Consider the following 24,063-nt stretch of genomic DNA (forward strand, 5'->3'; position numbering starts at 1 on the left):
TAGAAGAATGGTTATATAAAAAGATCAAACAACAATAGAAAGTGCATTGGAAACGGCAATTCTCTGTTTGGTTGTGTAATATAACGTCAGCGTTAAACAGGACTTTTTGATTTCATGGAAAACAGCCTCAGCATTCGTTCCTACAATCGGCAGCGCCGTGGCCACACACATACCTATCATCAATTGGTATTACCCATACAGGGAACAATCAACATTGAATTATCGGGTTACACCGGAAAAGTCTCTGTAGGCGAATGTGTTGTGATTCAAGCAGGACAACAGCACTACTTCAGGGCCGATGAAGCCGCACGTTTTATCGTGGCCGACCTGAACGAGTTGCCTGCAAATCTGACCATAAATGGGTATGCTGTCTTTTGTGTGACGCCTCCGCTACTCAGTTTTCTCTTTTTTATTGAAAAACAGCTGGAATATCAGGTAGACGACAGACTTGAACAATCGGTTCTGGCGATCTTTTACCAATTGCTGGAGCAACAAGGCTTCACTCATCCGGTCGATCCGCGCATTCGCTCTGCTCAAAGCTATATCACCGAGCGACTTTGTGAACCGCTTGAGATCAACCTCCTGGCCGGAGTCGCCTGCCTGAGCCCGACACAATTTAAGAAGCTATTTAAAAAGCACATTGGTATCAGTGCTCACCAATACATTACGCAACAACGGATGGAAAAAGCCAAAGCTTTGCTAAGCCATACTGATTTGCCCGTCCAGTTAGTTGCCGAGCAGGTTGGCTATCGTGATCTGTCAGCATTCAGCCGCCGGTTTTCTCGTTACTTCGGATTATCGCCGCGTGAATTTGTGCACCAATCCCCCCAATAGCGCCCTATCAGCCAACCATTGCGTCCGTTCAGCACAATATCAACGGTAAGGTTCCATTATTCTTTATCACAATACTGTTCTGTTGAATGAGACCTTTGTGATATGACTGTTTATCCTACAACTGCTTCTTCTGCCCGTTACGGCATCTGGGCAATTCTGCTGGCATCCCTGCTGTGGGGGACAACCGGCACAGTCGCAAGCTTTGCCCCGGATGTCAGTCCTTTAGCCATTGGCGCTTTTGCTATGGGATTTGGCGGCCTGATTCAGGCGCTGTCTGCCAAAACCCGCCTCGTACAAGAGATTCCCCGGCTGCTTCAACAGAAACAACGGCTGCTGATCGGTGCTGTGGCCATCACCGTCTATCCACTGGCATTTTATACCTCTATGCGACTAGCCGGCGTCGCCATTGGCACTGTAATCTCCATTGCGTCTGCGCCTTTTGCCACGGCCATCCTAGAGTGTCTCATCAGCAAAAAGAATACACTGACGCAACGCTGGATGATCAGCTTTGGGTTGGGAATAACCGGAATGGCTTTATTGACCTATGCCGAGCCTGCCACATCGCAGTTGGATGAAAGCAGCACGTTAAAGATGACCGGTATTTTATTGGGATTGATAGCCGGCTGTGCTTACGCTGTGTATAGCTGGGTTGCTAAAGCGATGATTGAAACAGGCATTCAATCCTCAGCCGCAATGGGAAGCCTGTTTGGTTTAGGAGCTATCGGGTTATTGCCCACCTTATTCTTCACCGGCAATCAGATGTTTGCATCACTGTCCAATGCCATGGTGATGATTTACATGGCAGTGATTCCGATGTTTCTCGGCTACTTTCTGTTTGGCTATGGGTTACGACACATTAACGCCAGTAAAGCGACACTGTTAACTTTGTTCGAGCCTGTCGTCGCAGCCGTTTTTGCCGTCACTATCGTCGGCGAAGTTATTCCATATCAGGGATGGTTTGGCATGGTACTCATCATCCTGTGCCTCACCATACAAACCCGTGAAAGCCCCGCCGATAAACACAAGCTGTCCGTTAAATCACATCAGTAAACAGTGAATCCAATGCATGGCTCCCCCCACTTGTTCTGGGGGGAGTGGCCTGAGCAATCAGTATGACGAGCCCTCTATCGTTTTCAGTATTCTCGCCGGATTCCCGGCAATCACCACATTATTGCCGAAGCTCTTCGTCACCACAGCCCCCGAAGCAACAACCACATTGTCACCCAATGTCACCCCCGGATTAATGGTCGCGTGCCCGCCAATCCAGCAGTTATTACCAATCGAGACGGGTTTGGCGAACTCAACGCCCTTAGCCCTTTCAACAGGATCAATTGGATGCGCCGCGGTATAAATACCGACTTGCGGCGCAATAAAGCAATTATCGCCGATATGGACTTCAGCAACATCCAGAATCACGCAGCCAAAATTCGCAAAGAAGTTTTCTCCCACGTGAATGTTTTGGCCATAATCGCAATGAAAAGATGACTCGATGTTAATCTGCTCCCCGGTAGACCCAAATAGGGACTTGGCCATCGCCACCCGTTTTTCAGCCTCAACCGCACTGGTTTGATTCAGTTTCTCCGTCAACAGGCGAGCTCGTAAACGCAGCGCGACCAACTCCGGGTCAGCCGGGTTGTAATGCAGTCCTGCCAACATTTTTTCTTTTTCCGTCAATGTGTATTCCTTCATTGCTGAGACTGGAAAGAATTACTGCATCTTACTGTCTGCCTCAGTTAACTGATACCGCTAAGTTCGCTTGTTCATGAACATGAACAGCACGGGAACATGACTGATGTGTCCCATATCAGTCAGTTTTCAATACATGCGATACAAATAAAAAGAGGAAGCTTATTAAGCTTCCCCTCTTATATTCAGCAACGCCTATTCAGTAGCGTCGGCCTTAATGACTTACACAAGCTCTGCCAGCATAGTATCCGTATACTCCACCAAGGCTTCGCCGTTTTTGACCTTTGCAACATAGTCAGGGTTGGCAATCAATGGACGGCCAATCGCCAACAAATCAAACTGATTGTTTACAATGGCTGCACTGCCAGATTCAGCAGAATAACTCCCTACACCAACCAGTGTTTTACTGTAGCGCTGACGCACATAGGCCGAAGCGGTACCACCCAGATAGTCGAACTCCATGCTGTCATCGAAGATCCCTATGTGAAGGAAAGCCAGATCGCGTTGTTCCAGTTCTGCCAACAGATAATCTGACACATTGCGGTCACGGGCATCACCTTCCATATTGAAGTAAGCCCCCGGAGATAGTCGCAGACCTGTGCGATCCGCGCCAATACGATCGGCGATAGCATCAATCACCGCCAGCGGGAAACGCGCCATATTTTCCGGTGTACCACCAAATTCATCGTCACGTGTGTTGCTGCAGTAATGCAGAAATTGATCGATCAGATAGCCGTTAGCACCGTGGATTTCAACGCCATCGAAGCCAGCGTCAATCGCATTAGCCGCAGCCTGAGCGTAGTCTGCAACCAGTTGTTCAATCTCTGTTTTGGTCGCCGGTTTTGGTACGGTATAAACCAACTCGCGCATTCTCGGCACCGTTCCCTCTACGGCAATCGCTGAAGGCGCAAGCACATATTCACCACCAAAAAAATGCGGGTGAGCCACTCGGCCCGTGTGCCACAGTTGCGCAAAAATTTTACCGCCGTTGGCATGTACGGCATCTGTGACTTTGCGCCAGCCATCAATTTGCGCAGGCGTATACAGACCCGGAGTATTCGGATACCCCTGACCATCGGGACGAATGATGGTAGCTTCAGAAATGATTAACCCCGTCTCCGCACGACGGGCGTAATAGTCAACCATCGCCTGCGTCGGGACCAAATCATCGTCAGCCATACAACGAGTCAGCGGCGCCATTAGAATTCGATTTTTAAGCGTCAGCGTGCCATTCAGGGCGTACGGCTGGAACAGGATGTCCGTCATTTTTCTTACCTCTATCTTGAACGTATATTCAAGATAGGCATTCTTGAATAATTGTTCAAGAACTTTTTTGAATGAATGTTCAAACACTGGTAAAATCAAGGCAATTTCCATTCACCAGAGAGATGCTATGCGCAGTGCAGAGTTCGATCGTGAACAAGTTTTACGTTCTGCAATGGATGCCTTTATTGCTAAGGGATACAGCAAAACCAGTATGCAAGATCTGAAACAAGCTACCGGCCTGCATCCCGGGTCCATTTACTGTGCCTTCGAAAATAAACGCGGCCTGCTTCTGGCTTCACTTGAGCAATACCGCTCTGACAGCAAAGCGGATTTCCAACGTTTTTTTGATCAATCCCCTTCTGCATTAAAGGGACTAAGACTGTATCTCGATCATGTTGTTGAGGAATGTGAGTGTGAAACCATCAAAGATTGTCTGCTGCAAAAAGCTTTAAGCGAGCTTTCTCAGCAGGACGAAGAGGTCGAAGCGCTTATCGCCCACATGCTTAATCAATGGCAAGCGTCTATTGCAGCGAAATTACAGCAAGCTCAACAAGAAGGGGACATTCCGGCTGACAGAAATCCGCTTGAGCTGGCTCAGTTTCTGGTTATGGGGATATACGGTATCCGTACCTTCTCACACACACAGCCAGAAAAAGGCACATTGCGAAGATTGGCCGATCAACTGTTTGCTCATTTATCGCAGTAAATTCAGGCTATCTCTGTCCTTTGAGAATGCATACTCAGCCTGACAGACCTGGCTGAGTATGTATGTTTGCATTTTCCCAGCCAGGCACCGAGTTGGTTACGTCACCCAGTTCATGATTACCGTCACTCAGCTAACTGGTGCCGTGTTTGGGAGACAAAACAAACAAAGCAGTCATTAAAACCATCCCAACCAGAAATATCATAGAAGCCAAAGCCAGAATTTTGTCCAGGAGTTCCGGCGCAATAAACTGGCCATAAAGCAAAAATAATCCACTAATCAATATCAGTACGCTCAGGTGATGGACCCAGAACTGCACATGAGCCAAAGCACTGTTGCCATTTTTCAACCACAGCTTGTGGCAAAGCCCGTAAATGAACGAGACAACAAAGCCTGCCAGCATCGTGTGTGCATGCGTAACGAGCTGACCGTGGTTATGAGAGGCCGCCATGTAGATGCCCAGTAAAAGCCCTAAAATGGCGTATCCAAAACTGCACAATATGAATTTTCTGTCCATCCACTCCCTCCAACTGGCGACACTTCACCAACTTGATCGCTGAAATATTGAGCGCTGAAATATTGAGCGCTGAAATGTTAAGCTCTGTAATATTTGGCGCTGAATAGCCCTAAATCATGAGATAAAAACCAGCGTGAGCCTTAAAAGCCACTCCCGCCCTCAACGCAAACACGGATAAAGTAAAAGCAGTTTCTTACTGAAATAAATTGGCATTCACCTTCATAAGGCTAGGCTGGACAGATCAACTTTGCCATTCAGACCATAAAGCAACGTCACTCAAACCATGCAACAACAATGCGCCAGTTTAAACGGTGCGGCAGAGACCTGGCACATGAATGAGAACACATTAGGCAGCAACCAAAGACCAAATAAATCTCATGATTTGCTTCTGAGTACTGGAACTTCTGCTTGCTGGTTCTTCTGATTGCTATTAGCACAACTGGGATTTTACCGTCGCACTTTTAACGTATTTTGCTGCTGCAACGACGGCACAGCACGTTCTCACATGCTCAGCTGGCTATTCCTCTGTGTGTTGAAAAATCGTGTTGCATCTCAGTTCATTCAATGTAATATGGCCGTACAGCCATCTAAACACCCATACCACCCAATACCATTTTTCGCGTATGGAAATACATGATAGGGAAAGCATGATGAAAAAACGTAAAACAGTCAGTCAATGGATTCTCGGCACCCTGCTGTTTGCAGGCTTAACCGGCTGCGGACAGGAAAACAGCACTGTCATTAAAGTCGGGGCAACGGTAGGCCCTCATGCTCAGGTCGTTGAAGCCGTTGCACGAGAAGCAGAAAAGCAAGGGCTCAAAGTCGAAGTCGTTGAGTTTTCTGATTACATCACCCCGAATGGCGCATTGGCTGACGGCAGCCTGGACATTAACAGTTACCAACACCAGCCTTTCTTACAGAATTACAACAGCAATAATGGCTCGAAGTTGGTCTCGATTGGGGAGTCCATCCTGATGCGCATGGGGATTTACTCGAACAAATACGCCTCTCTGGCCGATCTGCCGGATAATGCGCAGGTTGCGATTCCTAATGATCCGACGAATGGTGGACGTGGTCTGCTTCTGCTGGAGGACGCCAAGCTTATCACACTTAAACCCGGTGTCGGTTTCAAGGCCAGCATTGAAGATGTGGTCGATAATCCGAAGAACCTGAAATTTATTGAAGTTGAAGCCGCGCAGCTGCCACGCAGTCTGGACGATGTCGATGTGGCAACGATTACGATGAACTATGTCATGTCTGCCGGTCTGGATCCGAAGAAACAGGGGATCTATCTGGAACCAAAAGATGCCCCCTTGGCAGTCATGGTGATTGCGACGCGTGAAGCAGATAAAAACAACCCGGCATACCAAAAGTTTGTTGATATCTATCAGTCACAACCGATTCGCGACTATCTGCAGCAAACATTCAACGGTACCATCGAACCGGCTTTCTAAGCCAAATCAGGACATGTATTGCAGCCACCCCCTTCATCAGCGTGTATTCCGTTTACTCCGGTGATTGTGGTGGCTGCAACACTCATACCGGGTAAGTGTTGCTAATGGCAGTTACTTTGAGTTTCAGACTCGTCGACATTAAGACGAATGGTGAAGGTACTACCCTGCTGTGGTACAGACTCAACCGTCAGGATACCACCCAGGTTGGTGACCATTGCAGAAGCCAGTGCCAGACCAAGTCCATAGCCCTCCGAATTACTCCGACTGCTATCCACCCGATATAAACGCTTAAACACTAAGTCCTGATGCTCCGGGGCAATCCCGATCCCTGTATCAGTCACATTGATGACTAGCTGGGCTGTTTTCTCCGGTTGGTTAACAGCGTGATGCTCAACCGGTGGCAAAGAGGGAGCAATCGTGGACGCAGATAACCGAACCGATCCTCCCGGCGGGGTGTATTTCAATGCGTTATCAACCAGATTAACCAATACCTGCGTCAGTTTGTCAGCATCAGACAGAATGATGATACCGGGAGAACAGGTGCAATGGAGCTCAATCCCCTTTTCTTCGGCAATATCTTCAAACCAGCTAGCCACGCGCTCCAGCGCCATTTTTACTTCCGTTGGAGCTAGCCTAACAATGCGCTTTCCGGCCAGTTCATCATTCAGTTTCATCAGTGCTGTCAGCATGTTACCGGCCTGCACCGCATACTCAGCACAGTCACTTAAGGCATGCTCCTGCAGATTCTGTTTCTCTGCTCCCTTCAAGGGAGACACCAATGCCCCTTCAGCGGCCAGCCGGATCCGTGACAACGGTGTTCGTAAATCATGGGCAATGGCATCCACTGTGGTATCCATTGTTGCAATGACCTGATGTAACCGTGAAACCGCCTGATACACGCTCTGGTTAATGGCGGCCAAGCCATCTTGTTGCATGGCGTCCGTTCTAGAAAACGTTCCTTTTCGTGGAGGTTCTATCTCGTTTTGCTCGGAAAATGAATCCAAAGCGTGATGGCTGAGCTTATCAAGCTGATTGCCCAAGGTTGCCAGTGGCGACATCGTGTTTTGGATTAAACGATGAATAAACACAGCAGTAAACAGCACCAGTACGCAGAAAGCCATAAAAGTCATCATCCATTGTCGCGTCGCCACTGCATAGCGCGCCCGGTTATCCAGCACCAGCCAAAAGATCTGTTTATCCCCCTCCATTTTCAACGTCATATACGGTTTCACAATGAAGGCATTCAACCAGTTTTGCTCACCCAACAGGTATTCCGTAAGCACCAGCTCAACCGGTAGCTGGTTATCACCGGCTATGTAACTGGCAGGTTTATCAGAGGATATTTGAGTGGCCATCGCCGCGATATTATTTTCGGTCAGGCGTTGGGGGTTTGCCTTAAGAACATGGATAAGTTTTTCATCAGACTCAAAACGAAGAATTCGCTGATATTCAGCAGACAGCGAGTGCAGGATTTTTCGCTCGGCCCGGTAAAGATCATAAAAAAACAGCGCACCGACCACCATTTCAATCAGCGTCAGGCAAACCAGTAAAATACCCATGAACCGATAAAACAGATGGCGCTGGGTACGTGTTAAGGCCTGATCAATACTCTGATTTGAGGACATAACCCACTCCTCTGATGGTATGAATCAGCGGCTCTTCAAAGTCTCTGTCCACTTTCACTCTTAACCGACAAACCAGCACATCAACAACATTAGTCTGCGGGTCAAATTGATACCCCCAGACCTGCTCCAGGATGGTCGTTTTTGACAGCACGGTTTCCGGTTGTTCCATCAACAGTTTCATCAGGCTGAATTCACGCTGATTCAGCTGAATCGATTGTCCGGCACGAAAAAGTGTTCGTTTCAGCACATCCAGCGTCAGATCCTGATAGCTCAGCTGATGTGACTGCAGAGATTTTGCCTGATCGCGGCGTGTTAAGATCTGACAGCGGACAGCGAGTTCCGTGAATGCAAACGGCTTGACCATATAATCATCGGCTCCGGATTTCAGGCCAAGAACACGTTCCTCAACAGAATGCCGGGCACTGAGAATGATAACGGGTGTGCGGTACCCCATGCCGCGTAATTCAGTCAACACTTCTAGCCCATCCTTCTGCGGCAGCATAATGTCGAGCACAATAAGATCAAACTGCTCAGTGGTTGCCAGATGTAAACCGTCAACGCCGTTGTCTGCTAATTCAACGGTATACCCTTCCTGACAAAACCCTTGGGCAATAAACCTGGCGATGTGGCGATCATCTTCAATCAGTAAAACGTTCACTTAACCCTGCCATCTTCTGCTCGTTACGCACCACTTTATCAGCTTTTCAGTGAGTCGATGATAAACATTACACCTTTGTAATGGTCCTGAAAGCATCCGGCAATTGCCAGTGCGCTAAAGTGTTATACACAAATCCAAATCATAAACGTTGAAAACCCTATAACGGAGCATGACATGAAATCATTCACACAATGCGCAACATCGCTAATACTTTCAGGCCTGATGGCTGCGACCTTCAGTACATCTGCAGCCACTGAAAATCAGAACAAAACCATTTCAGTGACTCAGATTTCATCACATACAGCCTTTGAACTTGCCAAAGAAACGGTTCTGCAGTGTGAAGCCAAAGGCTACCGCGTCACAGCAACCGTTGTGGACGTTACCGGTAATGTCATCGCCCAGTTACGTTCTGATCTGGCCGGACGCCACACGCTGGAAAGCTCTCGCCAGAAAGCGTTTACTGCTGTCAGTCTGAAACAACCTACGGCCGACCTGATGAAAACCATCGCGGACAAACCGATCCTGCAACCGCTGAAAGATATGGATGACAATCTGTTGTTACTGGCGGGAGGATTGCCACTCAGCGTGAATGACACGATTATTGGGGGAATTGGTGTTGGCGGTGCACCGGGTGGCCATCTGGATCAGCAATGTGCTGAAGCAGCCATCGCGAAAGTACTGGAACAGTAAATACCAGCCTAAATGAAAAAGGTGCAGGAGACTGAGTCTTCCGCACCTTTCAAATATCAGCGTTTCGCTCTCGTAATACTGGTGTCTGCATTCCGGTAAAGTGGCAGGTCACTTGCGAAGGAAATTAAGATGAACGGCCAGTTTCCAGCCAGGCTTCGGCCTCTTCTTTCTGATCACGGCCAAACCCTTTAATTTCCAGCCCCGGAATCAGCTTTCCTTCAAATTCACTGACAGTTTTAATCCAGTCTTTGTCGGTTAATACCACCGCCCGATCAAACTGCCGAATGAAATGAATCATTTTGGGAAACCGGCCCAACTCTACACCAATAGCGCCGAGAGAGGGTAAGTGGTAATCCACCACATCAAATAACATGACACCATTCTCAATGCCGTCGGCTTGCTCGGTTAGAGCATCCAATGCTTTGCCCATTTGCTCTGCATCCAGTTTGCCACTCATTTCAATGTCTAATCGGTTGTCGCCTACCCGTTTCACTTCAAACATGGCTGACTCCTTAGTGGGAGTGGTGGTATACCGTTTCAAGGCAAATTGACAGCTCGCCGTTCAACAGTATATTCCGGTCATTGACCAGCTGTATTACTAAGTATTTGCGATAGAAGTGTAGTACGCCATACCCTTAACTGTCTTTGCTGAGTGCAATTTTCCCCGCCAAACCAATCAGCAGTACGCCAGACACACCTTCAATGACGCGGGTATAACGCGCCACTTTCGGATTGTTGAACAGCCAACTGCCCAATAGGGCATAAACGACATTACACCCTGTCGCTAACGCACTGAAAAGCAAGCCAAACATCAGCAACTGCATCGATGTTGACCCCTGCCCTACTTCAATAAATTGGGGCAAGAAAGACAAAAAGAACAACGCCACTTTCGGGTTAAGTACGCTCACCACCACACCTTGGCGGAATATACTTTCATTAGCCGATGAAGAGGCCGCAGTCATCGTCAGTGAAGATTGCCCGCGCAGCATGTTGCGCAGAGATGAAATCCCCAGATAAAGCAGATAAGCCGCACCCAGGTATTTCACAACACTGAATGCAACAGCGGAACTCAGAATAAGTGCTGACAGTCCAAACACGGCCGCTAGTGTGTGCAGGAAGTAACCGACACCCAGCCCCATTGCGGCTTTTAAGCCAGCCTGCATACGGCCTTTCATGGTATTTGACACAATATAGACGACGTCCGGCCCTGGGATCAGGTTGATAGACAGTGACGCGATGGTAAATAAAAGTAAGGTTTGGAATTCCATTTCAGCAGCTCCTTGTGGTGTAAAAAGAAAAAATTATTGCGTCAGCAACTCCGGCGTAGCCAACAGTTCTGCTGTAGAAACACAGCGAATCGGCATGCCAAAATTCGACATGGTCGACAACGTGCTGTTTTCGTGTGCACGAATCACTGCCGCGTTTGCATGTGGCTTATCCTGTGTGGTGTGAGCATCTGATACCAACTCAACCGGATAACCCAGCCCGGCCGCGCGGCGTACCGTGGTATCCACACAAAATTCCGAGGCATAGCCGCACACAATCAACTTTTCGATACCCAGCTCCTCCAGCAGCTCTTTCAGGTTGGTGTTCAAAAAAGAATCAGGAGTGGACTTTCGGGTATACAAATCGCCTTCACAAGTGACTAACTCACGATACAGTTGCCAACCTTCACTTTGATAAGCAATCGGTGTATCCGGCTGATCATGCTGAACAAAGATCACCGGTTTTTGCTGTTTTCTCGCCCAGGCGGTAATGGTGTTGATTCTGGAAATAACGTGTTGTGTTTCAAAAGGCTGAGGATCGACATCAAATACGATGGTCTGAACATCAATCACTAATACGGCTGATTTCATGGATTCCCTCCCAAGGAAGTAACTAGGTGTCCTGAATGCAGTACTACAGACGCTTGTCTGACTCTCTTCACGCGATAAGTCTGCATTTCGAATGGGGAACAATATATGACACCACACACTTATCATAAAGACATTATTGCCGAGCAGACCTGACGGCATCTTTACCGCCCTTATAATCTAATCCGTAATAAAGAGCCAATCAGTACTCAAAATCCGATCCCTCAGAGGAGCAGTGCGGGGACACTACCATTCCCCGCACTGTTGCCGTTTTCTGCATTTTTTTCTTGCTGGTGTTATGTCCTGCTATCAGTCACCCGCTTGAGGCTGACTGACAGGTAATGCTCATCAATTGAAAATTGCCAACCGTGCTCTTCAACGTTGTCCGTTTCAACCTCGAACTCTTTAGCCTCACTTTCTTCAAAACGCAGTGCTAACGTTTCCTGCTCAATGAATGTACGGTGTTCAAGCAGCCAGCTTTTCAGCTTTGGGGTGGCCTGAAAGCGCACTTCAATGCGATCGCTGACCTTAAATGCCGATTGTTTGCGTGATTTCTGAATGAACCCCACGACCTCCCTGACAACCCCTTCACCGATCAACGCCTCGGTCAGTTGGCAGTCCAAATCCACCGAAATACTGGCATTAGACACCACATTGCTCCCCGGCTTCGGTTTGCGAAATAGCTGGATATCCTGTTCACCAAACACTTCACCAGCCAGAGTCACGCAGCCCTCATCCTGAAATCGATAAAGCTGTTGATGATCCAGAGCTTCAATTAACGCCTGATATTGCTTAAATGACTTTCCAAACCGCTTACCGAGCACAGGAAAATTGGGTTTGGCGTAAAAGTCCACACTGTCCGCTTCGTCAGTACTGTAAATGACATCTTTAACATTTAGCTCGGTACGAATATAGTGATCAAACCGGGCCAAATCATGCAAAACCTGCGAATCACCATGTAAGACAATCAGCTTGGGTAAGGGAGTTTTCATTTTAATACCGGCCTGGTTTCGCTTTTGTCTGCCAAGCAAAATGATCCCCTGCAAGCGATTAACAGAACGTTCAAGAGCCGCATTCGTCAAAGCGTTGTCCACATCAGGGTAAGCACATAAATGGACGGATTCAGGTGAGGAGTCAGCCTGCTGTCGTAACGGCTGCATGGACTGGTACAAATACTCAGCCAAGAAAGGAGCAAATGGTGCCATCAGTTTCCCGAACTCGTCCAGCACAATGAACAGAGTACGGTATGCCGAGGACTTATCCGGAGTCATTTGCTCTCCCCAAAACCGTGAGCGGTTGAGGCGGATATACCAGTTTGTCAACGATTCCATGAACTCAAACAAGGGCGGAACAACGTTATACAGTTGATAACACTCCATCTGTTCACTGACTGTCTGCTTTAAGGTTTGTAGCCGAGCTAAAATCCACTGATCAAACGGGTTCTGGCTCCCTGCTGACGATGCGTCATATTGCCAGCGATCAATTGCGCAGTATGTATTCAGAAACTTGAACGCATTAAGCCAAGGCAACAGCATACGCCTAACCATTTCCTGAACACCCGAGTCCGAAAATCGTTGCTCTTCTGCCTTCACCAGACCGGAGTTCAGCAAATACAGCCGCAAAGCATCAGCACCGTATGTATCCATGATAATGTCAGGAGCCGTATAGTTTTTCAGGCGCTTAGACATTTTTTTGCCGTCTTCCGCCATCACGATCCCGTTTACAATCACATTTTTAAATGCCGGCTGTTTGAAAAGACAGTGGCTGATCACCTGTAAGGTATAGAACCACCCCCGGGTCTGGTCTACCCCTTCCGCGATAAACTCAGCAGGAAAACCGGCCCCAAAACTGTCTTGATTTTCAAAGGGGTAATGCACCTGCGCATAAGGCATTGAACCCGACTCAAACCAACAGTCGAACACTTCATCGATACGCTGGTATACCCCCTCTTCTTCCGGCAAACTAAAGCGGATATCGTCGACATAATCACGATGCAGATCATCCAGCCAGACGCCACTGTATGTCTGTAATTCTTCACGTGATCCGATGCAGAGGATGTTACCGGTGACATCATTCACCCATAACGGTAGCGGTGTTCCCCAGTATCGGTTACGTGACACAGCCCAGTCTCTTGCTCCTTCAAGCCATTTCCCCATTCTGCCGTCACGCAGATGATCCGGCACCCACCGAATACGCTGATTGTTTTTCACCAATTCATCACGAATCTGCTCAACACCGATATACCAGGAAGGCACTGCACGGTAGATGATAGGCGTATCAGAACGTGGGCAAAACGGATAACTGTGAACCAGAGTGTCATGCCGGTATAACTGGCCCTGCTGTCGCAACATAGCAATAATGGATTTGTCTGCATCCTTGACATACTGCCCTGTCAGATCCGGTACTTGATCAGTAAACCGACCCCGTTCATCAAGCGGGCAAGGCATTGCCGTGATCCCTTTTGACTTCATGATCCTATGGTCATCCTCACCAAAAGCCGGTGCCATATGAACGATTCCCGTTCCGCTATCCCCTGAAACAAAATCATCTGCAACGACACAAAATGCGCCTTCTGCTGCCAGCTCACTAAAGTAAGAAAAAAGCGGTAAATAGGTTTTTCCAACCAGATCATCACCTTTACAGGTCGCAAGTTCGCGATAAGGCTGACCTTTCAGAACATGGTCAAGTCGTTCACGGGCTACCCACAAAGCAAGATTGCGGGTTTCGTCCAGCACTTTGACATACTCGGCCTGACCATTAACACAAAGAGCTAGGTTAGACGGTAGTGTCCAAGGGGTTGTCGTCCAGGCGCTCAGATACGCATTTTCATCCTCAAGCTTGAACAGCACTGTAATGGCCGGGTCTTGTACATCTTTATAGTTTGAGGTCGCCTCAAAGTTTGACAGCACTGTGGAAAGCTCAGTTGAATAAGCCACCACTTTTTCACCCTGATAGACCAGTCCTTGTTCCCAAATCTGCTTGAATACCCACCAGACAGTTTCCATATACCAGGGCTCCATGGTGCGGTAATCATTGTCAAAATCAACCCACCGACCAATTCGCGTGATGGTTTTCTCCCATTCCTGCGTATACCGCTGCACAATGCCTCTGCACGCATCGTTATAGCCAGCAATCCCGATTTTTGCGACCGTTTCCTGCGCAGACATCCCCAGCGATTTATCAATTTCATGCTCGATGGGTAATCCATGGCAATCCCAGCCAAAGCGGCGTTCAATGTAATGCCCTTTCATCGTGAAGTAACGGGGCACTACATCTTTAATGGTGGATGCGACCAAGTGGCCATGATGAGGTAAACCTGTTGCAAACGGCGGCCCATCGTAAAACACATAAGGCGGTAAATCTCGTGTTTGCTGCAGTGATTTTTGAAAGATTTCCCTTTCTTTCCAGAAGCTGAGCATCTCATGTTCAGCTTCCACAAAAGAAAAAGGCGATGATTGTTCGCTGGTGACATTAGCCATACACTTTCTCCGCTTTCTTGGTAGGCCAAGGAAGCAGAAAGAAGAAACCCGCCTCCTGGGCGGGTTTCTTACTTTTCGACAAACAGCCCAAAACCCACCATTCCTATGGAATGATGGTAATAATTCGTGCTGGCTGAAGAAGTAAATACATAGTCATATACTCAATGTTGCACAACGTTATGAATTGGTCAACATCTAATCAGCCTGTAATTTCGGATCACGGCCTGGTTTCAGGTTTGACTCTGGCTTAATGACAGGGTTAGTTTTCGGCTTGGCTCCCGATTGACTATGGTCTGGGGGCTGACTTGGTGTAAGTGAAAAGTTCCTGACGAAAACGTGTAAACATTGGCACTCGGTACAACCAGGCAGCAGGATGTGTCGTTTTACACAATAATGTATCGGTCTGCTTATAGGCTTGATGAAGCTGAAACATAACTAAACCGGATAAATCGATAGTGTTCATGAACCTCAGGCTGTCAGTGTCATCGTCTTCCGGTGGGGTTACTACAGCACACTCCCCTCCTGACTGCCCTCTTGTCTGGGTTAGCTCTTGCTGATAACCAAACTCTTGCTCTAACAAGCGATTAAATTGCGGGTTGAAACCGGCATCAAACGCTTTTGTTCGGATAAGCTGTCCGGCTTCATCTCGGATATAAAAGTCCCCTTTGGTACAAGCATTGATCGCAATGACCGGATCAAGCATTCGCAGACGCTGAGTTAAATCATCAACGCGCGCCGGCCAGTGTTCAATGAATCGTCGGGTACGGTAAAGGCAGGTGTCCTCCCCCTGTGAGCATTGCAACTGAATAGCGTTAACCACTACAACCGGATAGTGTCCCTGAGCCAGAACCTGAGGTAATGTCGCGAGTAATGCAGCAAAATGCGTACAAATATTCTCTCCGGTCGCCCCATTGGCCGGACGAGCATAAACCGGTAACCCATTCAGCGCATTAGTGACATGACGGACCTGAAACTCTTTGATGTGTGGACTTTCAATCACCAATACGATCGGGCGGTTAAATCTCTCCCGATGTCTGATAAACATTTCAACAGGCCAGTAGGTCTGCGTATGGTTTTTGGTGCGACGAAACTTGTAACCCGCCTGTGAAACAGTCAGTACTCCAAACACTTCATCGTGACAAATCTGCACTCAATACTCCCTATGATTCAGATTGTTACTCCTTCCGGCGAATACTTTATCGAGTGATTAAAGGCAATACCAGTCCAACTCCACGTTGCATATTGCGGCAACACTGCCCGTTATCAGCATTCTTTCGGAGCCTACAACTGAAAAGGGAATGAGAGAACCGTCGATGGAGTAACTTCAATAGATACTTTTTTGAAACGCTTTTCAGAACAGTTTTTGCCGTTCATGATCGCCAAGACTCCTACTGAGATCAAAGTTTGACGTGTTGGCACCACGTGATGCGCCTCCTCGGCTAACCTTAAATTAAGCGAAGCAATGGAGATCACGCCATGTACTTTACCGAAAAGCTGAAATTGCGCGGCAAAGCCGAAGAAGACCTCTATTTTGCGAAACAGGAAAAAGCCTTAATTGATGCCCTGCACGAAAAGCGCGATAACGGCGAGCTCGAGCACTGGCACGATGAGTGCCCACCACAAAAAGACCTGCGAAGTGATAATGACTGATGTCGAAGCTGATTGTATCAAACAGATCTGCGCGCCTTTCATCAACTCATCAGCGTTTAAGTCATACCACTAAAAATTCAGCGGGCTCACACGAGCCCGCTGAGAGTAGCATATTGCTATTTACCTAATACTTGATTAACTGAGCAGACTGCTCTTTGAAAAAGGCTATCGGGCCAGTTTCAACTGGACCAGAGCAGGTGCATTAGCGTTCCTCTTTGTCTGCAACGTGATCGGTGACCATAGCTTCGGTGGTGATCATTAACCCCGCCACAGAGGCCGCGAACTGCAGTGCTGAACGAGTGACTTTTGCAGGATCAAGAATACCCATCTCAATCATATTGCCGTATTCACCCGTTGCCGCGTTATAGCCGTAATGGACATCGCCCGCTTTTACGGCATTCGCCACAACAGATGCTTCATCACCCGCGTTGGTGGCAATTTGACGCAGTGGTTCTTCCATGGCACGCAGGGCAACACGAATACCCACATTCTGGTCATCGTTATCACCTTTCAGTTCCGCCAGTTCCTTAGCAATCTTGGTCAATGCAACACCACCACCGGCAACAATACCTTCCTCAACCGCAGCACGGGTTGCATGAAGTGCATCATCTACGCGGTCTTTCTTCTCTTTCATCTCGACTTCTGTCGCAGCCCCGATTTTAATCACGGCGACGCCGCCAGACAGTTTGGCAATCCGCTGTTGCAGTTTTTCTTTGTCGTATTGAGAAGTGGTGTTTTCCAACGCTTTCTCAATCGAGGCAACACGATCTTTGATGGCATCTTCATCTGCGGCACCACCAACGATGGTTGTGGTGTCTTTCGTGATGGTGACTTTCGTTGCGCTACCCAATTGCTCCAGCGTTGCTTTTTCCAGCTCGAGGCCAATTTCCTCTGAAATTACCGTACCGGCAGTCAGAGTAGCGATATCACCCAGCATCGCTTTACGGTTGTCACCAAAGCCAGGCGCTTTCACCGCAGTCGCACGAACAATACCGCGCATGTTGTTCACCACCAGCGTTGCCAGTGCTTCGCCTTCAATATCTTCGGCAATAATCAACAGTGAACGGCCAGATTTAGCTACGGCTTCTAGTACTGGCAACAATTCCCTAATATTGCTGACTTTTTTGTCCACCAGCAGGATGTACGGATTGTCCAACTCAACAGAACCGGCATCCTGATTGGTAATGAAATATGGCGATAAATAGCCACGGTCGAACTGCATACCTTCAACAACAGACAGTTCATTCTTCAGCCCCTGACCTTCTTCAACGGTAATTACACCGTTGCGCCCCACTTTTTCCATGGCCTCAGCAATGATTTCACCAATTTCACGGTCACTGTTTGCAGAAATGCTACCGACCTGAGTGATAGACTCTTTATCGCTGCACGGTTGTGACATTTCACGCAGCTTTTCAACCGCCGCATCAACTGCTTTGTCGATACCGCGTTTCAGGTCCATTGGGTTCATACCAGACGCCACCGCTTTCAAACCTTCGTTAATGAAAGACTGAGCCAGTACGGTTGCGGTGGTAGTACCGTCACCTGCTTCGTCGTTGGCTTTGGAGGCGACTTGTTTCACCATTTGTGCGCCCATGTTCTCGAACTTGTCTCGCAGTTCGATCTCTTTCGCAACAGAGACGCCATCTTTTGTAATGGTCGGCGCACCGTAGGATTTGTCCAGTATGACATTACGTCCTTTAGGACCCAGAGTAACCTTCACTGCATCCGCCAGCAAATTCACCCCTTTCAGCATTTTTTGACGTGCGTCATCAGCAAATAAAACGTCTTTTGCAGTCATAAAAAACTCCTCTGAAAATCACTACAAAATAGATTATTCGACAATCGCTAACACATCAGACTCAGACAAAATCAGGTATTCTGAGCCATCAATTTTTTCAGTTTTTACACCGTAGCCGTCATTGAATATAACCACGTCGCCCACTTTCACTTCCATGACCGCGTGTTCACCGTTTTCCAGCCGTTTCCCCTTACCAACCGCAAGCACTTTTCCTCGATTAGATTTCTTGACCGATTGAGAGGTTAAAACGATTCCTCCTTCAGATTTATTTTCCACCTCTTGTCTTTCAACAATCAGCTTGTCATTTAAAGGACGAATGTTCATTAAGGTGCCTCCTACTTAAATACCGAAAAATAAAAGACAGATTGAATAGTGATTAGTAAGAGCCAGTCCGATGCTCTCGATGAAAGAAAATAAGGTCATTTAAAACAAGTTCAAGGGGTATTTTTAATAAAAAATTTTTATCACCTTGAGCAATTTCATTGTTAACCAACAGAACGGGCTGACCAGCGGCGTATCAGGCATGGGTCCACTGCGGGTAAAGTGGACATGAAGTGGTCACGTTACCTTCAATCTCGCAAAAGCGTTTATGTATTTCGCACGGTACGTTAAACTTGGCACAAGTTATTCATAATCCGTTGGTCAGCTGCGATGCCATAACTGGCCGTGGCTTACTGACATAGCCTGTCTCTGCCGCTTTGGCTTAAGGCAGTGTAATGACAGCACAATAAGAGTTTTCCCAATGAGCAACACTATTCAGTGGTTTCCGGGCCACATGCACAAAGCACGTAAAGAGATTGAAGAAGTTCTGCCAAAAGTCGATGTGATCATCGAAGTACTGGACGCCCGCATTCCATTCAGCAGTGAAAACCCGTTAATAAAAACTTTCCGCGAAAAATCGAATAAGCCAGTGGTGAAAGTACTGAACAAACGTGACCTGGCTGATCCGGAGATGACCCAGTTATGGATTGCGCATCTAGAAAAAGAGCAAGGCGTAAAAGCCATTGCCATCACGACGGAAAACGTGAATGAAGTGCACCAGATTATGGAGCTTTGCCGTAAACTGGCGCCAAACCGTGAAGATATGGGCAAAAACATTCGCACTATGATCATGGGTATTCCGAATGTGGGCAAATCAACCATCATCAATACGCTGGCAGGTCGAAGTGTCGCCGTCACCGGTAACCAACCTGCGGTGACACGTCAACAACAGCGTATTAACCTGCAAAACGGTATTGTGCTGTCTGATACACCGGGAATCCTGTGGCCAAAAGTGGAAAACCCGCACAGTGGTTTTCGTCTGGCTGCTACCGGTGCCGTTAAAGACACTGCGATGGATTATGTGGATGTGGCGTTTTTTACCATTGAGTATCTGGCACAAGCCTACCCTGAGCTGATTAAAGCACGTTACGATCTGGATGACGACCTGCCGGAATCAGATATCGAAATGATGGAAGCCATTGGTCGTAAGCGTGGTTGCCTGAAGGCTGGTGGCCGTGTTGATCTGCACAAAGCCTCTGAGATCCTGATCAATGAGCTTCGCAACGGTACGCTGGGACGCATCACAATGGAGCGTCCGGAGATGATCACTCAGGAATTGATCGACGTAGCCGTTGAAGCTGAGCGTAAAGCAGAAGAAAAAGCCAAACAGAAAGAAGAGCGCCGTAAACGTTACCTGCGTAATAAACGATAAGTTTCTGACATTTGTTAATTGATTCGGCTGCCTGAAACCTGACACGAAGTTGCTCTGTCTTTCAGCTAACAATGATATGTCAGCACTATGCTTGCCGTTTTACCTGCCCCCGGTTTTCATCGGGGGTTGTTATATCAGGCCCAATCAAAGAAAATGCCTGTGACACGGAAACTTATCCTGAGTAATCCGGTCTGATTGTTCTGCCCTATCGGGTAATGATGAGCGTAATCCGCTGATTTCTATTGGCCATTAACAGGACCCATGCATGCGTAGCCACACCAGCCGTTACCAACATGCCAGAGTAGCATTGTGTCTGGTCATGATCGTGCTCTTCATCTGCTCCGGGCAGAGAATGGGGCTGGTAACGTCGTGCCCGGCAAAGCAAGCGGCTGGCCACCCGTCTGAAAATCTGGTGAGTGAGCTTTCAGCAAAGGCTGCCATTTCCGTCCAGACCGCCATTCAGGCAACATCGGATCATGAGCCCCATGAACCTTGCTCGCTAGCCGATCACCTGTTGCAGCTTCATCAGCACCAACTGGATTTTGCCATTCTGCAATCCTTTGTAATTTTTCTGGCTTTTGCAATCCTGGCAGGGCCCAGCCTGATCACGCCGGTATTGACGGAGCCGATTCCGCCAACACGAAGGCGCCACCTGACATTATGTGTATTCCGGGAATGACACCGGCTTGAGTTACTCCGGCACCCGCCGGCACTTTTGTTGTGTTTATCCTTGGAGATTGATTGTGAAAAAAGCACCTTATTCCCTGTTTACTACGCTGATGAGCCTGCTGGTGCTTATCGGTTTTTTGTTCACCTTTCCAGCCCGGGCTGTTGACTATTCAACCGGCTGGCTGACAAACCCTGATCATCCCCCAGTCGAACTACGGTTTATGCTGACGGGCCAGACTGATGCTGATGCCAAAACGGTAGAAGCGCTACTGGAAGTCAAACTTGCTGAAGACTGGAAAACGTACTGGAGAACGCCAGGCGAAGGCGGTGTTGCTCCGTCGCTCAAGTGGGATCTGGCTGACAATCTGACAGCAACAGACTGGCACTGGCCTCTGCCTCAACGCTATGAGTTTCTGGGGGTAGAAACTCTGGGGTACAAACACCATATTCTGTTCCCGATGACGCTTCATGTCGAAGACATGGACAAAGCGGTCTTTCTGGCTGGCACGCTAACAATGTCCTCCTGCACCAATATTTGTGTACTGACCGATTATGATGTATCGCTGAGTTTTACCCCTTCCCAGCTGGTCGCGTCCGAAGAAGCTATGCACCTGTATAACCAGGGCATGAGCCATGTTCCACGGAATCAGGAAGCCGTTTCAATTAACAACGTCTCATGGGACCCGGATAAACAAACGCTGTCTCTGGTCGCGACAAATACACTAGGTTGGCAGCAACCTGATGTTTTTGTTGATGGTCAGTCACAAAATGTCCAGGATGCATCATTCCTTCAACCTACCGTACAAGTTGATGGTCAAACCCTGATCGCAACAATGAAGGTAAATAGCTGGTTCGGGGTACCGAAACTGCTTGGTGAAACAGTCAATATCACGCTGACAGACAAGGATTTTGCCAGCGAAGAAACCGCTATTGTGAGCGACCAGCCATTGGCCATTACCATCGCAGGCAGCAAAAACCTGCCGGAGATCATTGCTATCGCTCTGCTTGGGGGCCTGATCCTCAACGTGATGCCTTGTGTATTACCCGTACTGGGAATGAAACTGAGCAGTGTAATCACCGCTCAGGGCCTGGCTCGCCGCCAGATCCGTGCCCAGTTTATGGCTTCGGCACTAGGAATTCTGGTCTCTTTCTGGCTACTGGCAGGATTCCTGATTGCCCTGAAACTGTCCGGACAGGCTTTAGGATGGGGGGTACAGTTCCAGAGTCCGTATTTTATCGGCGCCATGGTAGTTATCACCGGACTGTTTGCCGCAAACATGCTGGGCTTGTTTGAGATTCGTTTGTCCAGCGACACCAACACCTGGATGGCGACCAAAGGGGATGACTCTTATCTGGGACATTTTGTTCAGGGGATGTTTGCAACCCTGCTTGCGACACCTTGCAGTGCACCGTTTCTGGGCACGGCTGTTGCCTTTGCGCTGGGCGCGGATTTTCTTACCCTGATCGCCATCTTTACTGCGCTGGCGGTAGGTATGGCAGCGCCTTGGCTACTGATTGCGGCCTTCCCCCACCTAGCCGGCTTGTTTCCGAAACCTGGCATGTGGATGAACAAGGTCAAAACCCTGTTTGGCCTGATGATGCTTGCCACCAGTCTTTGGCTTATCAGCCTGATGACCAGCTTCTTCAGCCCAGCCATGGTGGCTGCATTCGCGGCCGCCCTATTGCTTACCCTGCTATGGCAACTTGGACGGGTAAAAGGCCGTAAACCGGTAATTTATACACTGGCATTTCTGGTGCTCGCCTCGGGCGGCGGATTAATCGCCGGAAGTATGACCGCTGATCGCTGGTCAACACCACTTGCGACCGATCATCACTGGCAGCCACTCAATACCGATGCCATCAGCAAGGCAGTCAGCAATGGACAGACTGTCTTTGTCGATGTCACGGCGGAATGGTGTATCACCTGTAAAGTCAACAAAGTCAGCGTCATATTGCGAGAGCCTGCTTACAGTGCGCTGGATGCCGAGAATATCGTTCTGATGCGTGGCGACTGGACCAAACCATCTGAATACGTCACCGGGTATCTGCGTTCACATGGCCGTTATGGTGTGCCGTTTAATATTGTCTATGGCCCGGCAGCACCACAGGGCATTGCCCTGCCTGTTATTCTGACCAGCGACGAGGTGTTACAGGCGATCCAGAAAGCCAGTGGAGAGCGTTCGTAATGCCGAAGCAACCGGAAAAAACGGCCAAGCCCAAGGTTCGCCGCTGGCTGAAAGAGATACTGTGGATGACGGCAATAGTGATTGCCGTCAGCGTGGCGATGGATGTCTGGAGAAGCCGCACGATACCCTCCGATCCTGTACCGGCTGTCCCGCTACAGTCGACACTCGGAGAAAGTATTGATCTGGTAAACCTCAGTTCAGAAAAGCCTGTACTGGTCTACTTCTGGGGCAGTTGGTGTCAGGTCTGTCGCTTTGTGAGCCCATCCATTAACTGGCTAAACAACAGCCATGATGTGGTTTCGGTCGCGGTAAGTTCGGGTGATGACCGACGGATAAACGGCTACATGAATCATCATGGCTACCGTTTTCCTGTTATCAATGACAACCGCGGCCAGTTGATGCAGGCATGGGGGATCACTGCGTTACCGACCGTAGCCATCATCAAAAACGGCAAGGTACAAACAGTCACAACCGGTTTCAGTTCACCGCCGGGATTGTGGCTGAGAATGGCGGTGAATAAATCAAAGCAGTAGCCGTTCCCACTGCATAGGGCTTTGATCCCTATGTAAACCAGTGATATAAAACCAGTAAGCCCATCAATCTTGATGGGCTTACTGGTTTATGAGCTTACTAAATCGATTAACTTCAGCAGATGAGCTGACGTCCGGCTCATTGTTGACTGGTTTAATCCGTGCCGATTACTTCGTATATCTCGATATCCCCACTTTACTCGCTATTCCCATTCCCAGTGACGGCCTTCATGCCCTTGTGCAAACATCATGCGATAGCCGCTGATGTTCTGATGGGGAATGTCGTGCATGATTTTACCGAACTGTTTTTTATCCAGATGAATCAGGTTTTCATGGTCACCGGACTCAATATACAGCTCGTTTTGGTCAAGCAGCATATCATCCACCAGCATGTTCACACCGTATGCCTGTCCGATACTCGGCACCGCACCCGGTTCACAATCCTGGAAGAGTTTGGAGAGTTCATGTTCACCGATGAGGAAGAACTGTCGTCCCATCATCCGATTGATTTTATCAATCATCACACGTCGGTTAGACGGTACAACCGCCATTAACAAATCACCATTCTGATCTTTGAGCATAACGGCTTTTGCGACTTGCGCTGTAGGCACATGCGCCGAGATGGCAGAGCTGAATGATGTATCGGTATGTCTGTGTCGGGTCAGACTGAAGTCGATATTGTGACTATTCAGGAATTGCCCGACTCGAGTTGCCATAGCCATGGGTCACCTCCCGTGTCGAACGCCACCAGACAGAAGGTATATCCGGTGGC

The 24,063-nt window shown here is 48.5% G+C and carries 23 protein-coding genes; 10 read left to right on the forward strand and 13 right to left on the reverse strand.

The genetic code is table 11. The features are described 5' to 3' along the window. Positions 1 to 114 precede the first annotated feature (114 nt). Both FH974_RS22260 and FH974_RS22265 read left to right on the forward strand, forming a co-directional pair. Positions 115 to 834, forward strand: coding sequence for a helix-turn-helix domain-containing protein (locus tag FH974_RS22260; RefSeq protein ID WP_047885987.1), 720 nt, complete (start codon positions 115 to 117; stop codon positions 832 to 834). Positions 835 to 936: 102 nt separating this feature from the next. After that, positions 937 to 1,884 (forward strand): DMT family transporter, encoded by a 948-nt coding sequence (locus FH974_RS22265; RefSeq protein WP_047885988.1) that lies wholly within the window; start codon positions 937 to 939, stop codon positions 1,882 to 1,884. A gap of 57 nt (positions 1,885 to 1,941) precedes the next feature. Here FH974_RS22265 and FH974_RS22270 read toward each other — a convergent pair whose 3' ends face one another. Further along, positions 1,942 to 2,508, reverse strand: coding sequence for a sugar O-acetyltransferase (locus FH974_RS22270; RefSeq protein ID WP_047885989.1), 567 nt, complete (start codon positions 2,506 to 2,508; stop codon positions 1,942 to 1,944). 234 nt (positions 2,509 to 2,742) lie between these two features. Next, the gene (locus tag FH974_RS22275; RefSeq protein ID WP_047886360.1) at positions 2,743 to 3,786 is read right to left on the reverse strand and encodes an alkene reductase; all 1,044 of its coding nucleotides are present in this window, start codon (positions 3,784 to 3,786) and stop codon (positions 2,743 to 2,745) included. 127 nt (positions 3,787 to 3,913) lie between these two features. Between FH974_RS22275 and FH974_RS22280 the strand changes: the two genes are divergently transcribed. Next, entirely contained in the window at positions 3,914 to 4,492 is a 579-nt protein-coding gene (locus FH974_RS22280; protein WP_047885990.1) for a TetR/AcrR family transcriptional regulator, read from the forward strand. 130 nt (positions 4,493 to 4,622) lie between these two features. On the opposite strand, the gene FH974_RS22285 is transcribed toward FH974_RS22280, so the two are convergent. Beyond that, entirely contained in the window at positions 4,623 to 5,006 is a 384-nt protein-coding gene (locus FH974_RS22285) for a hypothetical protein (RefSeq protein WP_047885991.1), read from the reverse strand. A 650-nt stretch (positions 5,007 to 5,656) separates the two neighbouring features. Here FH974_RS22285 and FH974_RS22290 point away from each other — a divergent pair. Then, positions 5,657 to 6,460 carry a MetQ/NlpA family ABC transporter substrate-binding protein gene (locus tag FH974_RS22290; protein ID WP_047885992.1) on the forward strand — a complete coding sequence of 268 codons (804 nt, stop codon included), beginning with the start codon at positions 5,657 to 5,659 and terminating at the stop codon, positions 6,458 to 6,460. A 101-nt stretch (positions 6,461 to 6,561) separates the two neighbouring features. Here FH974_RS22290 and FH974_RS22295 read toward each other — a convergent pair whose 3' ends face one another. Together FH974_RS22295 and FH974_RS22300 are read right to left on the reverse strand one after the other, a co-directional pair. Beyond that, on the reverse strand, positions 6,562 to 8,085 hold the full coding sequence (locus FH974_RS22295) for a sensor histidine kinase (RefSeq protein ID WP_047885993.1): 1,524 nt from the start codon (positions 8,083 to 8,085) through the stop codon (positions 6,562 to 6,564). After that, positions 8,063 to 8,743, reverse strand: coding sequence for a response regulator (locus FH974_RS22300; RefSeq protein ID WP_047885994.1), 681 nt, complete (start codon positions 8,741 to 8,743; stop codon positions 8,063 to 8,065). Before FH974_RS22300 ends, FH974_RS22295 begins: the two co-directional genes overlap by 23 nt. Before the next feature lie 222 nt (positions 8,744 to 8,965). On the opposite strand from FH974_RS22300, the gene FH974_RS22305 reads away from it, so the two are divergent. Continuing rightward, complete coding sequence (locus FH974_RS22305; RefSeq protein ID WP_047886361.1) at positions 8,966 to 9,433, forward strand: GlcG/HbpS family heme-binding protein; 468 nt, start codon at positions 8,966 to 8,968, stop codon at positions 9,431 to 9,433. Between the two features lie 124 nt (positions 9,434 to 9,557). Here FH974_RS22305 and FH974_RS22310 read toward each other — a convergent pair whose 3' ends face one another. The 5 genes from FH974_RS22310 to FH974_RS22330 all read right to left on the reverse strand — a co-directional run bounded on the left by FH974_RS22310 (position 9,558) and on the right by FH974_RS22330 (position 15,915). Continuing rightward, positions 9,558 to 9,935, reverse strand: coding sequence for a SpoIIAA family protein (locus FH974_RS22310; RefSeq protein WP_047885995.1), 378 nt, complete (start codon positions 9,933 to 9,935; stop codon positions 9,558 to 9,560). A gap of 133 nt (positions 9,936 to 10,068) precedes the next feature. Beyond that, entirely contained in the window at positions 10,069 to 10,701 is a 633-nt protein-coding gene (locus FH974_RS22315) for a LysE family translocator (RefSeq protein ID WP_047885996.1), read from the reverse strand. 33 nt (positions 10,702 to 10,734) lie between these two features. Next, the gene (locus tag FH974_RS22320; RefSeq protein ID WP_047885997.1) at positions 10,735 to 11,289 is read right to left on the reverse strand and encodes a cysteine hydrolase family protein; all 555 of its coding nucleotides are present in this window, start codon (positions 11,287 to 11,289) and stop codon (positions 10,735 to 10,737) included. A 293-nt stretch (positions 11,290 to 11,582) separates the two neighbouring features. Beyond that, positions 11,583 to 14,765: an isoleucine--tRNA ligase gene (gene ileS, locus FH974_RS22325; RefSeq protein WP_047885998.1), complete on the reverse strand. Its 3,183-nt coding sequence runs from the start codon at positions 14,763 to 14,765 to the stop codon at positions 11,583 to 11,585. Positions 14,766 to 15,051: 286 nt separating this feature from the next. Then, positions 15,052 to 15,915 (reverse strand): hypothetical protein, encoded by an 864-nt coding sequence (locus FH974_RS22330; protein WP_047885999.1) that lies wholly within the window; start codon positions 15,913 to 15,915, stop codon positions 15,052 to 15,054. 326 nt (positions 15,916 to 16,241) lie between these two features. On the opposite strand from FH974_RS22330, the gene FH974_RS22335 reads away from it, so the two are divergent. After that, complete coding sequence (locus FH974_RS22335) at positions 16,242 to 16,415, forward strand: hypothetical protein (protein ID WP_169776044.1); 174 nt, start codon at positions 16,242 to 16,244, stop codon at positions 16,413 to 16,415. A 202-nt stretch (positions 16,416 to 16,617) separates the two neighbouring features. Here FH974_RS22335 and groL read toward each other — a convergent pair whose 3' ends face one another. After that, positions 16,618 to 18,213 (reverse strand): chaperonin GroEL, encoded by a 1,596-nt coding sequence (gene groL / locus FH974_RS22340; RefSeq protein WP_047886000.1) that lies wholly within the window; start codon positions 18,211 to 18,213, stop codon positions 16,618 to 16,620. A gap of 33 nt (positions 18,214 to 18,246) precedes the next feature. Continuing rightward, on the reverse strand, positions 18,247 to 18,537 hold the full coding sequence (locus FH974_RS22345; protein ID WP_047886001.1) for a co-chaperone GroES: 291 nt from the start codon (positions 18,535 to 18,537) through the stop codon (positions 18,247 to 18,249). Between the two features lie 418 nt (positions 18,538 to 18,955). On the opposite strand from FH974_RS22345, the gene ylqF reads away from it, so the two are divergent. From ylqF to FH974_RS22365, 4 genes are all read left to right on the forward strand, one after another. Continuing rightward, on the forward strand, positions 18,956 to 19,906 hold the full coding sequence (ylqF, locus tag FH974_RS22350) for a ribosome biogenesis GTPase YlqF (protein ID WP_047886002.1): 951 nt from the start codon (positions 18,956 to 18,958) through the stop codon (positions 19,904 to 19,906). Positions 19,907 to 20,171: 265 nt separating this feature from the next. After that, entirely contained in the window at positions 20,172 to 20,585 is a 414-nt protein-coding gene (locus FH974_RS22355; protein WP_047886003.1) for a hypothetical protein, read from the forward strand. A gap of 100 nt (positions 20,586 to 20,685) precedes the next feature. Further along, a complete protein-coding gene (locus tag FH974_RS22360; RefSeq protein WP_207104253.1) occupies positions 20,686 to 22,761 on the forward strand; it encodes a protein-disulfide reductase DsbD family protein in 2,076 nt (691 codons plus the stop codon). Then, on the forward strand, positions 22,761 to 23,294 hold the full coding sequence (locus FH974_RS22365; RefSeq protein WP_207103779.1) for a protein disulfide oxidoreductase: 534 nt from the start codon (positions 22,761 to 22,763) through the stop codon (positions 23,292 to 23,294). Before FH974_RS22360 ends, FH974_RS22365 begins: the two co-directional genes overlap by 1 nt. Before the next feature lie 200 nt (positions 23,295 to 23,494). Here FH974_RS22365 and FH974_RS22370 read toward each other — a convergent pair whose 3' ends face one another. Beyond that, positions 23,495 to 24,013 carry an aminoacyl-tRNA deacylase gene (locus FH974_RS22370; protein ID WP_047886005.1) on the reverse strand — a complete coding sequence of 173 codons (519 nt, stop codon included), beginning with the start codon at positions 24,011 to 24,013 and terminating at the stop codon, positions 23,495 to 23,497. Positions 24,014 to 24,063 lie beyond the last annotated feature (50 nt).

This window comes from Photobacterium ganghwense (assembly GCF_017329545.1).
Taxonomy (GTDB): Bacteria; Pseudomonadota; Gammaproteobacteria; order Enterobacterales; family Vibrionaceae; genus Photobacterium; species Photobacterium ganghwense.